The following is a 16,833-nucleotide window of genomic DNA, read 5'->3' on the forward strand; positions in this document are numbered from 1 at the left end:
GTCAGGCCAGCTGGTCAGATCAAGGTGATTCCCTCGTCCGGAGCACTTCCACGGCGCCGGCGATCTGCACTGACATCATCCGGTCCTCCCGCATGATCGGCACCCGCTCGCGCAGCGCCGCCACGGCCGGGCGCAGCGCTGGCGCCGCCGCATGGTCGCGGATATCCAGCGCCTGGGCCGCGAGGAGAAACTCGATCGCCAGGATCTGCCGTAGCGTCTCGGCGGCGAAGGCGCAGCGGCGCGCGGCCAGCGGCGCCATGGGCACGTGGTCCTCGGTGTTGGCGCAGGTCGGCACGGACTGGATCGAGGCGGGGATGCTGCGCATGCGCAGCTCCGCCACCAGCGAGGCCGCCGTGTACTGCGCGATCATGAAGCCGCTGTTGCGCCCCGGCGTCGCGTCGGGATGGATGAGGAAGGCCGGCAGCCCGTTGTTCGTCGCGGGATCGACCAGCCGCGCGCAGCGCCGCTCGCTGATGACGGCGAGGCTGGTCAGCGCGTTCGCGAAGAAATCCAGCGCCTCGGCCGCCGCCTGGCCGTGGAAATTGCCGCTGTTGGAAGTGACGAAGCCGTCCGCGAGGCCGAAGAGCGGATTGTCGTTCGCCGAGTTGATCTCGATCTCCAGCACGCGGCGGCAGAACTCGCCGGCGTCGCGCGCGGCGCCGACCACCTGCGGGATGTTCCGCAGGCTCAGCGCGTCGCGCAGCCGCGAGGCGCGCGGCGCCAGCACGGAGACGCTGCCTTCGGTCAGCTCGCGCATCCGCCGGCTGGCCGCGATCTGGCCGGGATGCGGCTTGGCCAGCGCCACGCGCTCATCGAAGGCGTCGTTGAGTCCGCCCAGCGCCTCCAGGCTGAGCGCGGCGATCGCCTCGGCCCAGCGGATCAGCCCGTCGCCGGCGAGCCAGGACAGACAGCCGATCGCGGTGGTCTGCTCCGTGCCGTTGATGAGCGCGATGCCGTCGCGCCCGGTCATGGGAATCTGCGCAAGACCGGCGCGCGCCATGGCTTCCGCGCCGTCCAGCCGTTCGCTGCGGAACAGGCAGAAGCCGTCACCGATCAGCGGCAGCACCAGATGCGCGAGCGGCGCCAGATCGCCGCAGGCGCCGACGCTGCCCTGCACCGGCACCTCCGGCACCATCCCGGCATTGAGCATGGCCAGCAGCGCCTCGGCCGCTTCGAGCGAGGCGCCGGTGATCCCCGTCGCCAGCACATTCGCGCGCAGCGCGAGCATGGCGCGCACCTCCGGCTCCGGCATGGGCGCGCCGACGCCCGCCGCGTGGGAGCGCAGCAGGTTGCGCTGGAGCGCCTGGTTGGCCTCGGGCGGGACCTTCGCGCCGTCCAGCGCGCCGAAGCCGGTGGTGACGCCATAGATCGGCGTGCCGTCGGCGATCAGCGCCGCGAGCTGAGCCTCGCCCGCCGAGATGCGCGCACGGGCCGCAGCCGTGAATTCGGCGGGCGCGCCGGCCGCGATGCGGCCCAAAGTCGCGCAATCCAGCCCCTCGCCGGCGATCTGTTCCATCGGAGTCCCCCATGCCTTCAGGGCGGAATGCTACGGCAGCTTCCGTAACGTCGCAGCCGCGTCCCCGGGCAGGTTCCGCTCCTGCAACGAAGGAATCTCCCGATGAAGCGCGAAGCCATCCGCGTCGAGCCCCTGTCCACCTTCCTGGAGCGGCGGCAGGCGCCGGTCTCGCCCGTGGTCCGCGGCGCGGGATATGTCCATGTCTCCGGCCTGCCGCCCTTCGACCCGGCGACCGGCGAGATCGCCGAGGGGCCCATCGAGCGCCAGACCGAGATCGTGCTGGAGCAGATGAAGCTCTGCCTGGAGGCCGCCGGCACCTCTCTGGAGAACGTGCTGAAGTGCAACGTCTACTGCACCAGGCCGGAGGCCTTCGGCGCCATCAACGCGATCTACGCGCGCTACTTCCCGAAGGACCCGCCCGCGCGGATCTTCATCACCGTGCCCTCCTGGTTCGGGCCCTTCGACATCGAGATGGATTGCATCGCGGCCACCTAGGCGGGGATCACGGGACGCGCGATGTTCGGCGAAAGTTCGAAGAGGACATGTCTCATGCGGGTTCTGGTGCTGGGCGCGGGCGCGCTGGGTGGGTATTTCGGCGGCCGCCTGGCCGAGGCCGGCGGCGACGTGACCTTCCTCGTCCGCCCCGGACGCGCTGCGGCGCTGGCAAAGGACGGCCTCGTCCTCGAAAGCCAGTTCGGCCCCGCGAAGCTCGCCGTGAAGACGATCCAGGCTGCCGAGCTGCAGCCCGGCTGGGACGTCATCCTGCTGAGCAACAAGGCCTACGACCTGGACGACGCCATCGCCACCATCCGCCCCGGCGTGGATGATCGCACCGCCATCCTCCCCGTGCTGAACGGGCTCTCGCACATCGACACGCTCAAGCGGGAATTCGGCGCGGAGCGCGTGCTGGGCGGGCTCTGCAAGATCCAGGCGACGCTGACGCCCGATGGCGTGGTGAAGCAGCTCAACGACTGGCGCTGGCTCACCTTCGGCGAGCTCGACGGCTCCATGAGCCCGCGCGTGCAGGCGCTGGAGGCGGCCTATGCGAAGGCGGTCGGCGTCGAGGCCAAGGCGGTCGCCAACATCAACCAGCGCCTGTGGGAAAAGCTCGTGCATCTCGGCACCAGCGCCGTCGGCACGGTGCTGATGCGCGCCAATGTCGGCGAGATCGTGCGCGCCGGCGGATCGCCCCTGCTGCTCGCCATCCTGGAGCGCAACGCCGCCATAGCGACGCATCACGGCCATCCCATGCCGGACGCCTTCATGGCCGAGTACCGCGCGCTGTTCAACGATGCGGCCAGCGCCTACGCCACCTCCATGCTGCGCGACGTCGAGGCCGGCAACCGCATCGAGGGCGAGCACATCCTGGGCTTTCTCGCCGAGGCGGCGCAGCGCGCTGGCATCGACACGGCGATCCACGACATGGCCGCGCTGCACGCGCGCGCCTACGAGCAGAGGCGGGCCGCCGGGCGGCTGATTCACGCCTGAGGCCGAAGAAGCCTCAGGCGATCAGACGCCGCCGCCTTCCGTAAGCGCGTGCAGCTTCTCCACCTGCACCTTGCCGAGCGCGGTCTTCGGCAGTTCCGCGACGCGGATCACCCCGCGCGGATGCTTGAAGCGCGCGAGCCTGCGCTCGAAATGCGCCGCCATCTCGGCCTCGTCGAATTCCGGCGTGGCCACGACGACGGCGATGGGCACCTCGCCCCAGCGCGGGTCGACGCGGCCGATCACGGCGCATTCGAGCAGGCCGGGCAACTCGTGCAGCACGCGCTCCAGCTCGGCCGGGTAGATGTTCTCGCCGCCCGAGATGATGACGCGCTTCAGCCGGTCGGTGAACCAGAAGCGGCCCTCGGCGTCCTGGTGCCCGACATCGCCCGTGCGGAACCAGCCGTCGCGCAGGGATTCGGCCGTCTCCACCGGGCGCTGCCAGTAGCCGGACATCACGTTGGGCCCGCGGATCTCGATCTCGCCCGCGGCGCCGATCCGCGCCTCGCAGAGCGGCGCCATCAGGCCGATGGAGCCCGGCGCCGCCAGCGCCTCCGCGCGCGTCTGCGCGATCGCGATGGGGCTCGTCTCCGTCATGCCGTAGACCTGCTGGACCGGGATGCCGCGCTCATGAAAGGCCTGGATGAGCGCCATCGGCACCTCGGAGGAGCCGGCGCCGATCGCGCGCAGCGAGGACAAGTCCTCCACGGGCCAGCGCGGGTGGTTCACCAGCGCCGCCATCACCGCCGGCACGAGCAAGGTCAGCGTCGGCCGATGCGCCCGCACGGCGTCGAAGAAGCCGTCGGGGTCGAATTTCGGCAGCAGCGTCACGCGCGCGCCGGCCAGCAGCGCCGGCACGGTCTGGATGTTGAGCCCACCCACGTGGAAGAGCGGCAGCACCGTCAGCACATGATCCTCGGGCGTCAGCTCGAAGACCTGCTTCGCGTTCTCCGCATTGGCGTGCAGCGCAGCCGCCGAGAGCATCGCGCCTTTCGGCCTACCTGTCGTGCCGGAAGTATAGCCGATGAGCAGCGCGTCGCAGCGCGCCTCGGTAGGCATCGGGCGCGGCGCCACCGCGCCGCTCGAAGGGCCGTGGCGCACCAGGTGCAGCCCGGCATCCTCGGCGATCCATTGCAGCTCGTCGGCCGCCAGCCGCCAGTTCAGCGGCACCAGCGTGAGGCCCAGCCGCTCGCAGGCGAAGAGCAGCGCGATCATCGAAGGATCGTTCAGCCCGATCCAGCCGATGCGATCGCCTTTCTCGGCGCCCGCATGCCGCAGCGCGATCTCCTCGGCGTCGATCAGGGGGGCCAGCGCATTCAGATCGAAGCTCATCGAGGGGCTCCGCCCCTCGTTGTCTCCGCTTCGCGGCCACCCCCCGGCAGGAAACTCAGTTTCCTGCCCTTTCGATCAGAAAGCGTTCCGCTCAATCCGTCTCGCCCTTCTCGTAGAGGGCGTCGCGGCCGATGCGGTCGATGCAGAGCTCCGCCGTCCAGGGCAGCATCAGCGAGCCGCAGCGGCTGTCGCGGTAGATGCGCTCCAGCGGCAGCGACTTCAGCATCGCCTGGCCGCCGCAGGTGCGCACCGCCTTGGTGGCGATGGCGCTGGCGTTCTCCATCACCGTGTTCTGTGCCGCCAGAGCGCGCAGGATCTGCTCCTTGGAGGGATCGGGGCCGGCCTCTGAGATCGCCTGGAACCAGAGCGCCTTGGTCTGCTCCAGCATCACGCGCATCTCGGCGACGGCGATCTGCTTCGTGGGATACATCCGCCGCTTCACCGGCGGCGTGCCCGGCTGCTCGCCGCGCAGGTAGCGCACGCAGAAGTCGTAGGCCGCCTGGGCGAGGCCCATATAGGTCGGCGTCAGCGTCATGAACATGTGCGGCCAGCGGCTCGCCGCCTGGAAATACAGCCCGGGCGGCATGAGCGCCGCGCTCTCCGGCACGAAGACGTCGCGGAAGATCAGGTTCCGGCTGACCGTGCCGCGCATGCCCAGCGGATCCCAATCGCCCTCGACGCTGACACCCGGCGCGTCCTTGGGAATCGCAAGATACAGCGTGTCGCGGCGCGAGAGCTTTTCGTCGCCATGCACCTCGGTGCAGAGAATGCCGTAATAGTCGGCGTGGCCCGACAGCGACGCGAAGATCTTCTTCCCGTTGATGCGGAAGCCGCCTTCGACGGGCGTGGCCGTCGTGCCGAAGGCCACGGTTCCGGCCGCGGCCGCGCCGCCTTCGGAAAACGGCTGCGAGAAGACCGCGCCGCGCTCCAGGATATTCGCGTAGTGCAGGCCGCGCCGCTCGCGGTGCAGCGCGCGCGTGGCCGCATCCATCTCCAGGTCGTCGGTCAGCAACCCCGTCCAGAGCGTGCTGCAGACATGCATGTTCCAGGTGAGCGCGGTGGCGCCGCAGTATCGCCCGAACTCGGCCGCGGCGAGGCAATAGGCCCGGAAATCCGCGCCCATCCCGCCCTCCTCGAGCGGCACGCAGATGCCGAGCCAGCCTTCCTTCCGCATGTCGTCGTAATTGTCGGTCGGAAAGCTCGCCTCGCGGTCCCAGCGCGCGGCGCGCGGCGCGAGCACACGCGCCCCGAACTCGCGCGCCCGCGTCGTCAGCTCCGCCTCGAAGGGCGAGAGGCGGAAGCCGCCGACATCGAAGATGGGGGCATCGCTCACGGCCAGACGTCCTTCAGCAGCCGCGCCGCATGGATGCCGCAGAGCTGCGACGGCCGCGCCCCCGGATGCAGGCGCAGGTAGCGCCCCACCAGGTCGAAGCCGATGGCATAGCCGGCCCAGCGCGGCGGCGCGGCATCGTCGCGGCGGTAGGGCGAGGCTCCGCCGTAGAACCAGGCGGCGTGGTCGTAGTGGAGCGCCTCGGCCTCGCCCTGCGCGCGCCCGGTCCAGGCAGCGAGAGCCTCCGCGCCCAGCGCGGTCTCCCACAGCTCCGGCGGCGTCTCCAGGCACTCGTGCACGAAGTGGCCGGCGAGCCCCTCGCTCACCAGCGCGTCGCCCAGCGTGTGATTCCAGCCGATCGCGGCCATGCGCAGGCAGTGGTGCAGCTCGTGCACCACGAGGCGCTGCACCGCGCCCTCCGCCAGCGAGTCCCCGAAGCGCGGATTCTGCGGATCGAGCGACAGGCTGAAGCAGCTGGGCCGGTAGGCATTGGCGCCCATGCCGAGCTCGGGGATGCCGGAGCGCGGCACGTTCTGGACGAGGATGTCGACGGCCGGCAGCGTGGCGCGACGGTCCGCCGCCTTGCAGCCGGTAAGGATCTCGGCCGTCAGCACCTCGCGCCAGGGCGAGAGCGGTCCGGCGGCCTCCAGCCAGTGCAGCCGCCAGTCGCTCACGACCGGGCGCTCACGCCAGAAAATCCCGCAGCGCGGCATGGAAGGCGTCCGGCGCCTCCAGCGGCAGCAGATGCCCGACGCCGGGGATCACCAGGAGCTGCGCATCGGGCATCGCATCGGCCATGCGCTGCATGCCGCGCGGCGGCGCCGTCGCATCCGCCTCGCCGGCGATGAGCAGGCTCTTCTGCGAGACCTTCCCCAGATCGCCGCGCCGGTCGAAGCCCGTGAGCATGCCGAGGGTCGTGCGATAGGCACGCTCGTCCACATCAGCCATGGCGGCGATGGCCGCGGGGATCGCGGAAGGATCGGCCGATGGACCCGGCATGGTCGGTACCAGCGCCTGCGCCACGCCCGCCATGCCGAGCCCTTCGTCCAGCGGCTTCTGGCGCGCGGCCAGAAACGCCTCGCGGAAGGCCGGATCGCGGCTGCCGAAGGCGGGGGAGCTCGCGACGATCACCAGCCGGTGCACATGCTCCGGATGTCGCAGCGCCATCTCCAGCGCGACCATCCCACCCAGGGAATGTCCCACGACATCGGCACGCGGAATCCCGCGCGAGGCGAGCAGCGCCATCGCCGCATCCGCCACCGCGGCAAAGCTGTCCAGCGCCGGCGCCACGCCGTCATAACCCGGCATGTCCATGGCGATGACCTGGTGGTCTGCGGAAAGCGCGTCGATGGTCGGCCGCCACAGGCTCGCGCGCCCACCGATGCCGTGCAGCAGCAGCACGGCCGGGCCCTCCCCCGCCTCGATGGTCACAGCAGTCTGCCCTCCCGCACGACCGCCTCGCCGTCGAGCGTGATCGTGGTGTTGAAGACGGGGATATCGAAATGCCCCTCGGTGAAGCGGTTCGCGAACTCGTTCGCGCCCGTCGAGAAGAGGAAGTTGCCCGCCACGGCGCGCAGCTCCGTGCCGTTGGTGTCCTCGCGGTCGTAGAAGGTCAGCGCCTCGTAGCGCGCGCGGCGGTTCAGGCCCCAGCCCACATGGGACACCGCATAGGCCGCGCGGTCGCCCCAGGCCTCCAGATAGCGGCGCATCATCTCCGCATCGGCGCCCTGCCCTTCGATGCGGGTGATGTGATCGTCCTCGATGGTGAGGGCCACCGGCGATTCCATATAACGTTTGAAGGTGAGGTTCACATCGCCGGCATCGAGCACCAGCCGGCCCTGCACGCTTCCCTCACGTGGGAAGCTCACGAGGATGCCGCCGGGCCAATGCGCGATGGTGCCGGGCCGGTCGGTCCAGCCCCAGACGCCGACGCTGGGCGCGCCCTCCATCGCGACATCAAGGTCGGTGCCCGCGGCGGAAGACACGTGCATGCGCTTCGCCGCCCGCGCGCGCTTCACCGCGGCCCGGGCGACGACCTCGTCCTCATCCGTCGGGACCAGGCGCTCCAGCGCATCGGGATGCTCGTTGCTGACCATCAGCACGCGGCTGCCCGCACCGAGGATTCGCTTGAGTTCCGGTGCATGCAGCAGGCCCTCGACGGTGAGGTCCACGATGAAGGGCGAGGCCGCCATCGCCGCCAGCGCGGCCGGATGCCCGGCGACGGCGCGCGACGCCCCCGTCGAGCGCACCGGCACCGGCGCGGATTGCCGCGGCGTGGGCAGCGTGCAGCGGAAGTACCGGGCCCCGATCCGCGCCAGCGCCGCCTCGGCGAGCGCGATGTTGACCTCCCGCGAGCGGCTCTCGGCCAGGAGGCAGACCGCCTCCCCCTCCGCCACCCGGCACCGGCGGAACACCGCCTCGAAGGCCTCGATCCAGGAGGGTTCCAGGGCGATGACGGGCAAGCTTCGGCTCCTCGGACGCCGTCAGCCTATCTCATGAAAACTCATATGTCAGCGATCCGTAATTCCCCTTAATTGCATGCCGGTGAACGCGACGACCAATCTCCCCCACGAAATCAACCGGGTCAGGGGATGTTTCATGGATGGGATTCTGGTTCGCTCGGCCTCCACAAATGAGCGATTTGTCGATGATTATCTGCTCTATCTGATGGCGCGTGCCTCGCACGCGATCTCGTCGGAATTCCACACGACCCTGCGCAAGGCCGGAATCTCCGTCCCCGTCTGGCGCGTGCTGGCGACCCTCTCCGGCAGCCCGGGCGAGACCGTCACCGGCCTGGCCGAGGCCTGCCTGCTGCAGCAGCCCACCATGACCAAGCTGCTGGACCGCATGGTCCGCGACGGCATCGTGAAGCGCCTGCCCGACCAGCGCGACCGCCGCGTCGTCCGCATCCAGATGCTGCCGCGCGGCGAGCAGATGGTGCGCGACCTGCTGGTCTCCGCCAAGGCGCACGAGGCCGAGGTCATGGGCCGCTTCCCCGCCGTGGACCGCATGCAGCTCAAGCAGCTGCTGCGCGCCATGCTGACCAAGCCCCCGCGGGCGCGCCGGAGCGCGGCCGCCGCCGCTTGAAGCTGCCCCACCCGGACCAGCTCGGCCGGATCGCCCTGATCCTGGTCGCGCTGGGGGCGGTGGTGCAGATCCTGGTCCTGGTGCTGCCGTAGCAGGGAGGGCGCTTCACGGCCTCGGCTTTCGCCTCGGCCGGTTGCGTCCCTCGCAACCGGGGGCCGTCTGCATTATCTCGGTGGGCGTGACCCAGCCGACTCCCCCTTTCCTCGACCATGACCGCCCGCCGGTGCCCGACCTCGTCGTGCCCCGCGGCGTCACCCCCTTCCACCTCGACGGCAAGCCGGTGCGCGGGCGGCTCGTCCGCCTGGGCCCGCTGGCCGAGGCCCTCCTCACCCGCCACGCCGCGCCCGACGCCGTGACCCGCCTGCTGGGCGAGGCGCTGGCGCTGACGGCTGGCCTCGCCGCCGCGCTCAAGTTCCGCGGCAGCTTCTCGCTTCAGGCCAAGGGCGACGGGCCGATCTCCATGCTCCTCGCCGATTGCACCGATGCCGGCGAGTTGCGCGGCTATGCCCGGATCGAGCCGGACAAGCTCTCCATGTACGGCAAGAATCCCTCGGCCCGGGCGCTGCTCGGCCGCGGCTACCTGGCCTTCACCTGCGACCAGGGGCCGGAGATGGAGCGCTACCAGGGCATCGTCGCCATCGAGGGCACGGACCTGACGGAGATGACCGGCACCTATTTCGCCACCTCCGAGCAGCTCCGCACCCATGTCCGCCTCGCCTGCGCCAAGACGGCGGAGGGCTGGCGCGCCGCCGCCTTCATCATGGAGCGCGTGGCCGGCGAGGGCGGCATCGGCCCGGAGCTCGACTCGGAGGACCAGGAAGAGGCGTGGAACACCGCCCTCGCGCTGGCCGGCACGCTGAAGGAGGAGGAGCTGCTGGACGACGGGCTGGCGCCCGAGCGGCTGCTCTACCGGCTCTTCCACCAGGAGGGGCTGATGGTCGGCCAGTCCCGCGCGCTGGCCTATGGCTGCCGCTGCTCGCGCTCGCGGCTGCTGGGCGTGCTGGAGGGCTTCCCCACCGACGACCTCGACCACATGGCCGAGGACGGCACCATCACCATGACCTGCGAGTTCTGCAATTTCGACTTCCGCTTCAGCCGGGAAAGCATCGACCGCGCCGCGGGCCATGCCTAGAGCCTTTTCCGTTCGCAAGGGCTCTCTGCAAAGCCTCTAGTTCGTTGTTTTGAGAGCATGATTCACGCTTCCGGTGATTTCACCTTCAGCGATCATGCTCTAGAAAGCCCAAGGGAGAGAACATGCCGCCACGCCGCGCCCTACTGATCCTGCCCGCCGCGCTGGGGGCCTGCGCCTCCACGCCGCCGCCGCGGGTGGAGGGGCCGCCCATCTCCTATGCCCATCTCACGCAGATCCGCCTGGACGTCTCGGCGATCGTCACCGAGGACCGCACGCCAAATGGCGGCCCCAACGACATCGGCCGCACCCTGCAGCCCACCGCGCCCGAGGCCGTGCTGATCATGGGCCGCGACCGGCTGGCCGCCTTCGGCACGCAGAACCGTGCGCGCTTCGCCGTCACCCGCGCGCAGATCGTCCGCGCCCGCAGCGCGGGGCGTGTCGGCGTCTTCGCCGCGGATCCCGGCGAGCAGCTCACCTGCCAGCTCACCGCGCGCCTGGAGATCCTGGGCGAGAACGACCGGCGGCTGGGCTATGCCGAGGCCTCGGCCGAGCGCTCGCAGACCGCGGAGAGCACACCGAACGAGCGCCGGATCGTGGCGGAATCGCTGCTCCGCCAGACCATGTTCGACCTGAACACCGAGTTCGAGTTCCAGATCCGACGCGCGCTGCGTCCCTACCTCGTGGAGGGAACCGGCGCGCCCCCGCCCCCCGTCAGCCGCGAGGCCCTATGATCACCTTCTCCAACCCCGAGGGCGCGCCGCAGCCCGCCTCCCGCTACTCCCAGGCCGCCCTGGTCGAGGGGCCCGGCAAGCGGCTGGTGATCTCCGGCCAGATCGGCATGGCGCTCGACGGCACCGTGCCCGCCGACGGCAAGGCGCAGATCCGGCAGGCGCTCGCGAATCTGAAGGCGGTGCTGGCCGCCCATGGCATGGGCCCGGCGGACATCGTGAAGATGACCGTCTTCCTGACGGATTCGGCCCTCGTCGCCCCCTGGCGCGCCCTCCGCGACGAGGCGATGGAGGGCGCGGCGCCCACCAGCACGCTGCTGATCGTGGCCGGGCTCGCCAGCCCGAAATTCCTGGTCGAGGTGGAGGCCGAGGCCTTTCTCTCCGCATAATCGCCAACAACACCGGAAACGTCCCCAGAATGAAGATCGCCCGACGCGGCCTCCTGGCCGCCGCCGCCCTGGCTCCCTGTGCCGTTCAGGCCCAGCCGGCCTGGCAGCCCATCCGGCCGCTGCGCCTCATCGTCCCCTTCGCGCCGGGCGGCAGCACCGATGTCGGCGGCCGCCTCATCGCCGAGCGCATGGGCGAGACGCTGGGCCAGTCCGTGGTGGTCGAGAACCGCACGGGCGCCGGCGGCGCGGTCGGCGTCGAGGCCGCGGCCCGCAGCGCACCGGACGGCTACACGCTGCTGGTCGCCACCAACGGCGCCTTCACGCTCGCGCCGCATCTCGGGCTCATGCGCGCGGTGGACGTGCGGCGCGAGCTCTCGATGGCCTCGATGATCTTCACCTCCGACGTCATCGTGGTGGTGAACCCGCGCATCCCCGCGCGCGACATCGGCGAGTTCCTGGCCTATGCGCGGGCGCGGCCGGGGCAGCTCTCCTTCGCGACCTCGGGCGTCGGCTCGGGCACGCATATCTTCACCGAGCTCTTCATGGCGGTCTCGGGCATCCAGATGGTGCACGTGCCCTATCGCGGCTCGGGCCAGGCCATGTCGGACCTGGTGAACGGCACGGTGCAGGTGATGCTGGACCAGCCGGCCAGCTCCATCGCCCAGGTGCGCGCCGGCGCCATCCGCGCGCTGGCGACCAGCGGCGAACACCGCCTCGCTTTGCTGCCGGACCTGCCGACCTTCACGGAAGCGGGCCTCGCCGAGGCGACCTCGCAGAGCTGGGGCGCCATCGCGGTCCCGGCCGGCACGCCGCCGGCGGCGATCGAGCGGATCGGCGCCGCGGTGCGCGAGGCGGTGGCGCACCCGCCGGTGGTCCAGCGCATGGCCGCGGCCGGGCTCGACGCCGTCGGCAACACGCCGGCCGAGATGGAGCAGGTCATCGCGCGCGACTACGAGCGCTGGGGCCGGCTGATCCGCGAGCGGAACATCAAGGTCGATTGAGCCATCGGCTTTTGTTGGCCGGCCTCCTGGAAGGGATCATGATGCGGGACATTCTCGGACTGGGAGGGGTGGGCGGATGCGTTCCCTGTTCCTCGCGGCGGTGGTGGCGATGAGCGGCGCGGCCCAGATGGGTCCAGCCAAGGCCGGACAGGAGAGCCCGCAGGCCGTCCTCGACCGCTTCGCGGCCAATTTCCACTCGCAGGACGCCGCCGCCCAGGCCGCGCTGTTCCGGCCGGATGCGACCTTCATCGGCTCGTCGGTGCCGGGGATGCTGCGGGGGCCGGAAGGCGCGCTCGGCTATTTCCAGACCGCCTGGGCCAGGTCTGCGCCGGGCACCATGACCTGCGAGCCGGTCTTCCAGCGGCCGGCGCCGGATGTGGCGCTGTTCTCGGCGATCTGCCGGCTCGTGCGTCCCGAGCGAACCGCGGTGCTGCGGGCGAACGGCACGATCCTGCGGGATGCGGAGGGCTGGCGCTTCGCCGACCTCCACGTCTCGGCGACGCCTATCCCGCGTTAGCGACCACCCGCCTTCCGGGGTCCAGTTCCGCCGTCTCCTCCTCCAGCCAGTCCAGGAAGGCCGCCACCATCGGCGACTTCGCCCTGTGCAGCGCCGTGACCACGTAGCAGGAGCGGCCGGTGCGCAGCCGGTGGTCGAAGAGCGGGATCAGCCGGCCGCGGCGGAACTCCTCCTGCACATAGGCGGTGGCCGCCAGTGCCACGCCGAGCCCGTCGATGGCGGCCTGGTAGGCCAGGCTCGAATTCTCGATCCGGACGCCGCCCTGCGGATCGACGCAGGTCGCCCGCACCTCGCGCAGCCAGGCCTCCCAGTCGCTCGGGCGCTGGAGGACGCGGAGCAGCGGCGTGGCGGCGAGGTCGTCCGGGTGCTCGACCCGCCAGCGCCGCGCGAAATCCGGGCTGCAGACCGGCACCAGTTCCTCCCGGAACAGCTCGCGCCGGGCGACGTCGTGCGAATCGCCATGGCCCCAGCGGATGACGGCATCGAAGGGCTCCGAGCGCGGGTCGGGCGGCGGGGCGTGGAAGGTGTCGATGTCCAGCGCCACGCCCGGCAGCCGCTCGCGCAGCCGCGCCAGGCGCGGGACCAGGAGGCGGGCCGCGAAGGTCGGCAGCACGGCGATGCGCAGCACATGTCCGGAGGGCGCATGGCCGAAGCCGTCGAGCGTGGCCTGCTGCATCTGGTCGAAGAGGAAGCGCAGCCGCTCCGCATAGGCGGCGGCCACGGGCGTCGGCACCATGTGCTGCGGCCGGCGGTCGAAGAGCTTGGTGCCGAGGAATTCCTCGAGCTTGGCGATGTGGCGGCTGATGGCGCCGTGGGTGACGCAGAGCTCGTCGGCAGCCAGGGCCAGGCTGCCCTGCCGGGCCGCGGCCTCGAAGGCGCGCAGCGAGTTCAGCGGCGGCAGGCGCCGGCGCGGCATGACCATCGACGTCCTCCCGTCCCTCCTGTCGGGGCCGGGTTCGGCGCCGGCGCCTCGCAGGAAAGCTCACAAGCCGCATGACTTTAAATCGCTTAGGGGCCGCGGCGCGAAGCTTATAATCGGCGGAAAGGGGACCGGCTGGACCTCGCAGGGGACGGAAGCAGAAACACGCAGGCGAAGCAGGATACGGGAAGCACGCGAACTCTATCCCGAAGACGGAGCGGTGCCAGAAGCCGAATCCCGACAGGAAGCCGCATCATTCCTCGCCATCTCTTCTGTGCGTTCACGGCAAAACCGGCCGCCTCATCGCTTCTGTCAAGAAAAACGAACCGGAGGATCACCATGGCCGTCACGTTCAAGCCCCTGAATCCGCACTTCGCCGCCGAGGTCTCGGGCGTGGACATCGGCGCGCCGCTCAGCGTCGAGGACCGGAACGCGATCGACGCGGGGATGGACCAGTACGCCGTCCTGGTGTTCCGCCGCGAGGCGCCGCTCAGCAACGAGGCGCAGCTGGCCTTCAGCCGCGCCCTGGGCCCGCTGGAGGACGCCGCCTACAAGCGGATCGAGGCGAATGCCGGGCCGCGCATCGCCGACCCGAACATCTCCGACATCTCGAACCTCAACGCCTCCAGCAAGCTGCTGGAGCGCGACGATCGCCGGCGGCTCTTCATGCTGGGCAACCGGCTCTGGCACAGCGACAGCAGCTACAAGCGGATTCCCGCGAAATACTCGCTGCTCAGCGCCCATGTCGTCCCGCCCGAGGGCGGTGAGACCGAGTTCGCCGACATGCGCGCGGCCTGGGACGCGCTGCCCGACTGGAAGAAGGATCAGCTCCGCAACCTCGTCTGCGAGCATAGCCGGCTCTATTCGAAGGGCGCGCTGGGCTTCGACTTCAGCGAGGAGGAGAAGGCCGCCTTCGCGCCGGTGCCGCAGCGGCTCGTGCGCCGGCATCCCGGATCGAACCGGCTGGCACTGTTCCTCTCCTCGCATATCGGCGCCATCGCCGGCATGGCGCGGCCCGAGGCGCTGATGCTGCTGCGGGACCTCACCGAGCACGCCACCCAGCGCGAGTTCGTCTACGCGCACAAGTGGAAGGCCGGCGACCTCGTGATGTGGGACAACCGCTGCACCATGCATCGCGGGCGCGACTACGACGACGCGAAGTATCCGCGCGACCTGCGCCGCACCACGCTGACCGACAGCGCCTCCACGCTCGAACAGGCGGCCTGACGCGCGGCCCGGCCCGCCACAAAAGAAGAAAATCGCAAGGGAGCAGCGTGATGCGGAAGACGTCATGGGGCCGGCGGGGACTCACGTCCTTCGCCGCGGCCGGCCTGCTGTCGGCGGCCGGGCCGGCGCGGGCGGAATATCCGGACCGGCCGGTCCGCATGGTCATCCCCCTGCCGCCGGGCGGCAGCAACGACGTGGTCGGCCGCATCCTCGCCAACGGCATGTCGCGCCGGCTGTCCCAGCCGGTGGTCGTCGAGAACCGCTCCGGCGCCAGCGGGCTGATCGCCGCCCAGGCCGTGGCCCGGGCGGAGCCTGACGGCTACACGATCCTCTTCGCGGGCGGCAGCCTCACCGGCAACCACCTGCTGCGCTCCAACCTCGGCTACGACCCGCAGACCGGGCTGGCGCCCATCAGCCTGGTCGGCAGCAGCCCGCTGGCCATCTTCATCACGCCGAGCCTGCCGGTGCGGAACCTGCGGGACCTGCAGCACTACGCGCGGCGCACGACGGTCAGCTACGCCACCTCCGGCGTCAGCAGCGCGAACCATGTCGCGGGGCTGATGCTCAACGAGGCGCTGGGCATCGAGATGGAGCACGTGCCCTATCGCGGCTCTGGCCCGGTCATGAGCGACCTGCTGGCGGGGCGGGTGCAGCTCTATGCCGTCGTGCTGGCGCCCATGCTGCCCTTTCTGCGCAACGGCACGGTGCGCGCGATCGCGCTGACCGGCGCGCGCCGCAGCGCGGCGGCGCCCGACCTGCCGAGCGCGGCCGAGCAGGGCTTTCCCGAGGTCGCGGCGGTCACCTGGTACGGGCTGCTGTCCACCGGCGGCACGCCGGCGCCGCGCCTCGCCATCCTCTCCGACGCGCTGAAGGCGACGCTGGCCGACCAGGAGGTCCGCGCCTCGCTGGAGGATGCGGGCATCGACGTCGAGACCAGCAGCCCCGAGGAATTCGCGCGCTACCTGGCCGAGGACATGGCCCGGCTGGGCCCGCTGTTCCGCCGCGCCAATGTGACGATGGACTGACCGCCGGGGTCGCGGGCCTCAGACCTCCGGTCATCCCGCTTCAAAGCGCCGCCAACCCCAGCGTCACCGCGAGCCCTGATAGCACCGGCAGCGCCAGCCCGCCGCGCCAGAACAGGACCGCGACCGAGGCCGAAAGTCCCGCCACCCGCGACACCAGCGGGATTTCCGTCAGGATTCCGCCGGGCGCGATCACCGCCGCCAGCACGAAGGCCGTCAGCGTCGCCAGCGCCACCGAGGCCGCCCAGCGCACGAAGGGATGGTCCGTCCGCAGCCGGCCCGCCACCAGCAGCCCGACCGCGCGCATCGCTGCACAGGCCAGGATCAGCAGGAGGAGCGCAAGCTCAGCGGCGCTCAGCACGTCGTCCCCACAGGAAAGCCGCCGTCCCGCCGACCAGCCCCGCGCCCAGCAGCGCCCAGGAGGCCGGCAGCAGCAGGACCAGCGGCGTCGCCACGGCGCCGCAGATCACCGCGCGCCGGGCCGGCGCGAAGCGCGTCTCGCCGGCCAGGATCGTGCCGAAGTAGAGCGGGTTGATGAAGAGCAGCGCCGCCAGGATCCAGCCGTCGAGCATCGGCGCGATCGCATAGCCGAGCCAGGTCGAGAGCCCCGCCACCGTCCAGGAGGTCAGCGCGAAGCCGAGATACCAGGTGAGCCGGTCCGCCGGCGGGATGTCGGGCAGCCGCCGCATCGCCATGGCCCAGGCGGTCACGGCGATGAAGGGCAGCGCCAGGAAGCGCGCCGGCCCGCGGGGTCCGAGCCAGGGCGCGAGCGCCACGGCCATCGGCAGGAAGCGCGCATTGGCCGCGACGGCGCCGAGCACCGCCGGCAGCGGCCCGCCCGGCGCGTTCACCGCCGCCAGCAGCACCATCTGCCCGGGCATGCCGTAGACCAGCTGGCCCGCCGCCAGCCCCCAGAAGATGCCGAGCCCCGCCGCCTGCACCGCTGCGCCGAAGGCCAGGAAGGTGGCGGCCATGGCCAGCGCGGGGGCGCCGAGCGCCTCGCGGCAGGCGGAACGGAAAACCATGCCGTAGGATCACTGCGCCCGGCCGCTTCGTCCAGACGTGGAGCCGATCCGAAAGCTGAACCGAAGCTGAACGAAAGATCAGATGACAGAAAGCTGAACGCAAGCTGAACAGGCCCATGTTGG

At 71.0% G+C, this 16,833-nt stretch carries 19 protein-coding genes; 10 read left to right on the plus strand and 9 right to left on the minus strand.

From position 1 onward, the window contains the following. Positions 1-19: 19 nt before the first annotated feature. On the minus strand, positions 20-1,516 hold the full coding sequence (locus tag AC1ROY_RS14930) for an HAL/PAL/TAL family ammonia-lyase (RefSeq protein ID WP_493149634.1): 1,497 nt from the start codon (positions 1,514-1,516) through the stop codon (positions 20-22). 102 nt (positions 1,517-1,618) lie between these two features. On the opposite strand from AC1ROY_RS14930, the gene AC1ROY_RS14935 reads away from it, so the two are divergent. Further along, positions 1,619-2,011 (plus strand): RidA family protein, encoded by a 393-nt coding sequence (locus AC1ROY_RS14935; protein WP_493149635.1) that lies wholly within the window; start codon positions 1,619-1,621, stop codon positions 2,009-2,011. A gap of 54 nt (positions 2,012-2,065) precedes the next feature. Next, a complete protein-coding gene (locus AC1ROY_RS14940) occupies positions 2,066-3,004 on the plus strand; it encodes a ketopantoate reductase family protein (protein ID WP_493149636.1) in 939 nt (312 codons plus the stop codon). Between the two features lie 21 nt (positions 3,005-3,025). On the opposite strand, the gene AC1ROY_RS14945 is transcribed toward AC1ROY_RS14940, so the two are convergent. From AC1ROY_RS14945 to AC1ROY_RS14965, 5 genes are all read right to left on the minus strand, one after another. Continuing rightward, positions 3,026-4,333 carry a class I adenylate-forming enzyme family protein gene (locus AC1ROY_RS14945; RefSeq protein WP_493149637.1) on the minus strand — a complete coding sequence of 436 codons (1,308 nt, stop codon included), beginning with the start codon at positions 4,331-4,333 and terminating at the stop codon, positions 3,026-3,028. Positions 4,334-4,424: 91 nt separating this feature from the next. Continuing rightward, positions 4,425-5,666: an acyl-CoA dehydrogenase family protein gene (locus tag AC1ROY_RS14950; protein ID WP_493149638.1), complete on the minus strand. Its 1,242-nt coding sequence runs from the start codon at positions 5,664-5,666 to the stop codon at positions 4,425-4,427. Then, complete coding sequence (locus tag AC1ROY_RS14955) at positions 5,663-6,337, minus strand: DUF2268 domain-containing putative Zn-dependent protease (protein ID WP_493149639.1); 675 nt, start codon at positions 6,335-6,337, stop codon at positions 5,663-5,665. The genes AC1ROY_RS14950 and AC1ROY_RS14955 overlap by 4 nt, the downstream gene beginning before the upstream one ends. 10 nt (positions 6,338-6,347) lie before the next feature. Continuing rightward, positions 6,348-7,094 carry an alpha/beta fold hydrolase gene (locus tag AC1ROY_RS14960; protein WP_493149640.1) on the minus strand — a complete coding sequence of 249 codons (747 nt, stop codon included), beginning with the start codon at positions 7,092-7,094 and terminating at the stop codon, positions 6,348-6,350. Beyond that, positions 7,091-8,125, minus strand: coding sequence for a 2,5-dihydroxypyridine 5,6-dioxygenase NicX family protein (locus AC1ROY_RS14965; protein ID WP_493149641.1), 1,035 nt, complete (start codon positions 8,123-8,125; stop codon positions 7,091-7,093). Before AC1ROY_RS14965 ends, AC1ROY_RS14960 begins: the two co-directional genes overlap by 4 nt. Positions 8,126-8,330: 205 nt before the next feature. Here AC1ROY_RS14965 and AC1ROY_RS14970 point away from each other — a divergent pair, with 205 nt between their 5' ends. The 6 genes from AC1ROY_RS14970 to AC1ROY_RS14995 all read left to right on the plus strand — a co-directional run bounded on the left by AC1ROY_RS14970 (position 8,331) and on the right by AC1ROY_RS14995 (position 12,517). Then, complete coding sequence (locus AC1ROY_RS14970) at positions 8,331-8,750, plus strand: MarR family winged helix-turn-helix transcriptional regulator (protein ID WP_493149642.1); 420 nt, start codon at positions 8,331-8,333, stop codon at positions 8,748-8,750. A gap of 172 nt (positions 8,751-8,922) precedes the next feature. Next, on the plus strand, positions 8,923-9,882 hold the full coding sequence (hslO, locus tag AC1ROY_RS14975) for an Hsp33 family molecular chaperone HslO (RefSeq protein ID WP_493149643.1): 960 nt from the start codon (positions 8,923-8,925) through the stop codon (positions 9,880-9,882). A 122-nt stretch (positions 9,883-10,004) separates the two neighbouring features. Then, positions 10,005-10,613: a hypothetical protein gene (locus AC1ROY_RS14980; RefSeq protein WP_493149644.1), complete on the plus strand. Its 609-nt coding sequence runs from the start codon at positions 10,005-10,007 to the stop codon at positions 10,611-10,613. Continuing rightward, positions 10,610-10,999: a RidA family protein gene (locus AC1ROY_RS14985; protein WP_493149645.1), complete on the plus strand. Its 390-nt coding sequence runs from the start codon at positions 10,610-10,612 to the stop codon at positions 10,997-10,999. The genes AC1ROY_RS14980 and AC1ROY_RS14985 overlap by 4 nt, the downstream gene beginning before the upstream one ends. Positions 11,000-11,028: 29 nt before the next feature. Continuing rightward, the gene (locus AC1ROY_RS14990; protein ID WP_493149646.1) at positions 11,029-12,000 is read left to right on the plus strand and encodes a Bug family tripartite tricarboxylate transporter substrate binding protein; all 972 of its coding nucleotides are present in this window, start codon (positions 11,029-11,031) and stop codon (positions 11,998-12,000) included. Between the two features lie 76 nt (positions 12,001-12,076). Further along, positions 12,077-12,517 (plus strand): YybH family protein, encoded by a 441-nt coding sequence (locus AC1ROY_RS14995; RefSeq protein ID WP_493149647.1) that lies wholly within the window; start codon positions 12,077-12,079, stop codon positions 12,515-12,517. On the opposite strand, the gene AC1ROY_RS15000 is transcribed toward AC1ROY_RS14995, so the two are convergent. Beyond that, positions 12,504-13,433, minus strand: a complete 930-nt coding sequence (locus AC1ROY_RS15000; RefSeq protein ID WP_493149648.1) for a LysR substrate-binding domain-containing protein — start codon at positions 13,431-13,433, stop codon at positions 12,504-12,506. The two genes, AC1ROY_RS14995 and AC1ROY_RS15000, sit on opposite strands and share 14 nt — an antisense overlap. A gap of 342 nt (positions 13,434-13,775) precedes the next feature. On the opposite strand from AC1ROY_RS15000, the gene AC1ROY_RS15005 reads away from it, so the two are divergent. Together AC1ROY_RS15005 and AC1ROY_RS15010 are read left to right on the plus strand one after the other, a co-directional pair. Next, positions 13,776-14,663, plus strand: a complete 888-nt coding sequence (locus tag AC1ROY_RS15005; protein WP_493149649.1) for a TauD/TfdA dioxygenase family protein — start codon at positions 13,776-13,778, stop codon at positions 14,661-14,663. A 50-nt stretch (positions 14,664-14,713) separates the two neighbouring features. Beyond that, positions 14,714-15,688 (plus strand): Bug family tripartite tricarboxylate transporter substrate binding protein, encoded by a 975-nt coding sequence (locus AC1ROY_RS15010; protein ID WP_493149650.1) that lies wholly within the window; start codon positions 14,714-14,716, stop codon positions 15,686-15,688. Positions 15,689-15,728: 40 nt separating this feature from the next. Here the strand turns inward: AC1ROY_RS15010 and AC1ROY_RS15015 are convergent, their stop codons facing one another. Both AC1ROY_RS15015 and AC1ROY_RS15020 read right to left on the minus strand, forming a co-directional pair. Continuing rightward, the gene (locus AC1ROY_RS15015) at positions 15,729-16,046 is read right to left on the minus strand and encodes an AzlD domain-containing protein (protein WP_493149651.1); all 318 of its coding nucleotides are present in this window, start codon (positions 16,044-16,046) and stop codon (positions 15,729-15,731) included. After that, positions 16,030-16,710, minus strand: a complete 681-nt coding sequence (locus AC1ROY_RS15020) for an AzlC family ABC transporter permease (RefSeq protein WP_493149652.1) — start codon at positions 16,708-16,710, stop codon at positions 16,030-16,032. Before AC1ROY_RS15020 ends, AC1ROY_RS15015 begins: the two co-directional genes overlap by 17 nt. Positions 16,711-16,833: the final 123 nt, after the last annotated feature.

The organism is Roseococcus sp. GW821-FHT12F05 (assembly GCF_058806835.1).

Coding starts and splice junctions, on each gene's coding strand:
- AC1ROY_RS14930 (WP_493149634.1), bottom strand. CDS start 1,516: ATGGAACAGATCGCCGGCGAGGGGCTGGATTGCGCGACTTTGGGCCGC.
- AC1ROY_RS14935 (WP_493149635.1), top strand. CDS start 1,619: ATGAAGCGCGAAGCCATCCGCGTCGAGCCCCTGTCCACCTTCCTGGAG.
- AC1ROY_RS14940 (WP_493149636.1), top strand. CDS start 2,066: ATGCGGGTTCTGGTGCTGGGCGCGGGCGCGCTGGGTGGGTATTTCGGC.
- AC1ROY_RS14945 (WP_493149637.1), bottom strand. CDS start 4,333: ATGAGCTTCGATCTGAATGCGCTGGCCCCCCTGATCGACGCCGAGGAG.
- AC1ROY_RS14970 (WP_493149642.1), top strand. CDS start 8,331: ATGGCGCGTGCCTCGCACGCGATCTCGTCGGAATTCCACACGACCCTG.
- AC1ROY_RS14980 (WP_493149644.1), top strand. CDS start 10,005: ATGCCGCCACGCCGCGCCCTACTGATCCTGCCCGCCGCGCTGGGGGCC.
- AC1ROY_RS14985 (WP_493149645.1), top strand. CDS start 10,610: ATGATCACCTTCTCCAACCCCGAGGGCGCGCCGCAGCCCGCCTCCCGC.
- AC1ROY_RS14990 (WP_493149646.1), top strand. CDS start 11,029: ATGAAGATCGCCCGACGCGGCCTCCTGGCCGCCGCCGCCCTGGCTCCC.
- AC1ROY_RS14995 (WP_493149647.1), top strand. CDS start 12,077: ATGCGTTCCCTGTTCCTCGCGGCGGTGGTGGCGATGAGCGGCGCGGCC.
- AC1ROY_RS15000 (WP_493149648.1), bottom strand. CDS start 13,433: ATGCCGCGCCGGCGCCTGCCGCCGCTGAACTCGCTGCGCGCCTTCGAG.
- AC1ROY_RS15005 (WP_493149649.1), top strand. CDS start 13,776: ATGGCCGTCACGTTCAAGCCCCTGAATCCGCACTTCGCCGCCGAGGTC.
- AC1ROY_RS15010 (WP_493149650.1), top strand. CDS start 14,714: ATGCGGAAGACGTCATGGGGCCGGCGGGGACTCACGTCCTTCGCCGCG.
- AC1ROY_RS15020 (WP_493149652.1), bottom strand. CDS start 16,710: ATGGTTTTCCGTTCCGCCTGCCGCGAGGCGCTCGGCGCCCCCGCGCTG.